This window comes from Gemmatimonas sp., from assembly GCF_044345575.1.
Classification (GTDB): domain Bacteria; phylum Gemmatimonadota; class Gemmatimonadetes; order Gemmatimonadales; family Gemmatimonadaceae; genus Gemmatimonas.
In genome coordinates, this window is record NZ_JBIJAW010000405.1 from 1 (window position 1) to 2826 (window position 2826).

The window sequence follows — 2826 nt, forward strand, 5'->3', positions numbered from 1 at the left end:
CGTGATCTGGACCGGCAGCGACGATGGCCTGGTACACGTCACGCGTGATGGTGGGAAGACATGGAAGAACGTCACCCCCAAGGGACTGGCCGAGTGCCTGGTAAACGCCATCGACGTGTCCCCGTTCGACAAGGGTACGGCGTACATCGCTACGACACGTTTCAAGTTCAACGATCATGCGCCGGGGCTGTACAAGACCACCGACTACGGCGCCACCTGGACGAAGATCGACAAGGGAATTCCGAACGGCGCCTTCACGCGCGTCGTTCGCGAAGACGAAGTGCGCCGCGACCTGCTCTTCGCCGGGACGGAACTCGGTCTCTACGTGTCTTGGAACGGCGGCACAGACTGGTCACCGTTCCAGCTCAACCTGCCGAATGCGCCCATCACCGATCTCAAGGTGCACCAGGGCAACCTCATCGCGGCCACCTCCGGGCGCGCCATGTGGATTCTCGATGATCTGGCGCTGCTGCGACAGTACAAGCCGGCTGCGCCGGCCCTCGTCGCCTACCGCCCCGCGCCAGCCTACCTCGTGAACGGCGGCAGTGAGCTCAATAGCACCGACAGCGACTTCACCGGCGCCGACCTCTCCCACGGCGTCAACCCGGCAAACGGGGTGGTGTTGTACTACCAGCTGCCGGAAGTAAAGAAGGGCGAAACGGTGTCACTCGAGATTGCCGATGCCACCGGCCGTGTTGTTCGCACGCTCAGCTCAGCAAAGGACACCACCTTTTCCCGCTGGGATGGTGGCCCACCACCGGAGCCGACGCTGTCAGCGACCAAGGGCCTCAACCGGTTCGTGTGGGACATGCGACACGGCACGCTGCGCGGCGTGCCCGGCGTGTACATCGAGGCCAGTTACCGGGGGCACAAGGTATCCCCCGGCACCTATCGGTTGACCCTCAAGGCAGGTGATCGCACCGCGACGACTGACGCCGAGGTCCTCGCGAACCCGCTGTACACCACCGATGCGGCGACGTACGCCGAGTACGACCGCTTCATGTCGCGCATCGAAGGGGAGGTCACGCGCATGCACGATGTGGTGAACGAACTTCAGGACGCGCAGGACCAACTTGGCTCACTGCTGGCAGCGCTGCCGGCGGATGCCCGCTACGCCGATGTGCGCCGGGAAGCAGAGGCCGTGCTCGCACGGCTCAAGGCGTGGGACACCGACATGGTCTCACGGAAGACCAAGGCGTACGACGACCCGGAGAACTTCGCCCAGAAGTTCACGGCAAACTGGCTGTTCATGGTGAACGCCACGGAGAGCGACCTCCCTCGCGTGAACCAGCCGTCGAGAGATCGCCTTGCCGAGCTGGAGCCGGAATGGATGAAGCTCAAGGCGCGCGCCGATACGCTGCGCGATCAGGATATCGTGACGCTCAACAAGAAGCTCTTCGATCTCGGCATCGGGGCCATCCGTCAGAAGAAGGCGCCCGGACTCAAGCCTATCGGCTGACCGGCAGCACGGCGTCCATTTCGCACGTATCGCCGGCGTGCTGCTCGATACGCGTCAGGCGCCGCAGACGACTCCCGTCTGCGGCGCCGACATAGGCCGCCGGACGACGATCGTCGAGGACGCGCTCCAACTGCGTGAGTTCACCGCAGTGATACCGGTTGCACAGATTGGAGCGCAGGTCGCGGGGGAGCGCGCACCCACGCTCCTCGTGGTACACACACGATCCGTGATAATGGCGCAACGGCAGATGATTGCGGTACAGGTCCAGCATGCGGGTTGCGTCGTCGGGCCCGTTCTCGGCCAGTCGCGCGCGCACCCGCGTAATGGAGTCCTGACGCAGAAAGGCATGCGTTCCCCCTGACGCGCAGCATTCGCCGCGACAGGTGGCACAGGCGGCCGCGACCATCTCTTCGGAAAGCGTGGTCGACTCCCGGGCGCCACTGATATCACCGGCATTGACCCGCGACGAGCGCTCCTCAGCGGACATGGGCAGCGAATTGTCGCGTGGCGCGGTTTCGAACGCCGCGTCCAACAGCGTGCCCATGTGGGAGAGGAATGCCTCCCGGGCGCCCGCGGGGATGGCAACGATGGGGCGCGGATTGGCTGGCAGCAGCACGACCGGCAGCAGCCGACGATCATCGCGACGCAGCGCATGGTCGGCGGCGATCGCCGATGCCTCCGCCAGCAGCCCAGCGGTCCGTGCACGCTGCTGCTCAATGGGTCCTGCCAGGCGGGTCATCAACAAACGTACCACCGTCCGGTACGGAAAAGGGCGCGACGCGACAGATTTCTCCCGAACTCTCCAACACGAACGGGCCCCACAGAGATGGTCACATCCTCGGCCTTGCAGATCGAGCCATTCGACAGCGCGGCAGTTTCCACCATCGCACGGCTTCACGCCACGAGTTGGCGGAAGGCGTACCGCGGCATTCTCACCGACGCGTACCTCGACGATGACCTCGAGGCGGAACGTCGCACGACATGGGCGACCAAACTTGCGGCGCCCGACGCGGGGCCGGGTTGGCTCGCGCGTGTGAACAGCGACGCCGTGGGTTTCGTGTACGTGCGACCACGTGAAGACCCCCGATGGGGCACTCTGGTGGACAATCTGCATGTCCTCGCGGGTCATCAGGGGCTCGGCATCGGCCGGCGCCTGCTGCACACCGTGGGCACGTGGGCGTCTGCCCATGTCCCGGACGCGGCCGTGCATCTGTGGGTGCTCGCGGAGAACCACCCGGCGCGGGAGTTCTACCGACGCATGGGTGGCGCCGAGGTGGAGTTCGCGGACCGCGCCGCCGGCGATGGGCGTGACCTGCCGGAGTATCGCGTGGCATGGACGTCACCTGCCGCGCTAATGGCGGCCACGG

3 protein-coding genes are annotated in these 2826 nt (G+C 65.6%); 2 read left to right on the top strand and 1 reads right to left on the bottom strand.

Annotated elements, in window-relative coordinates; translation table 11 throughout:
* On the top strand, positions 1 to 1459 hold a 1459-nt coding region (locus ACIQ6O_RS15855), incomplete at its 5' end, for a WD40/YVTN/BNR-like repeat-containing protein (RefSeq protein WP_396208743.1).
* Here the strand turns inward: ACIQ6O_RS15855 and ACIQ6O_RS15860 are convergent.
* On the bottom strand, positions 1449 to 2198 hold the full coding sequence (locus ACIQ6O_RS15860; RefSeq protein WP_396208744.1) for a hypothetical protein: 750 nt from the start codon (positions 2196 to 2198) through the stop codon (positions 1449 to 1451). The two genes, ACIQ6O_RS15855 and ACIQ6O_RS15860, sit on opposite strands and share 11 nt — an antisense overlap.
* 87 nt (positions 2199 to 2285) lie before the next feature.
* On the opposite strand from ACIQ6O_RS15860, the gene ACIQ6O_RS15865 reads away from it, so the two are divergent.
* A partial coding sequence (locus ACIQ6O_RS15865) for a GNAT family N-acetyltransferase (RefSeq protein ID WP_396208745.1) occupies positions 2286 to 2826 on the top strand: 541 nt, incomplete at its 3' end.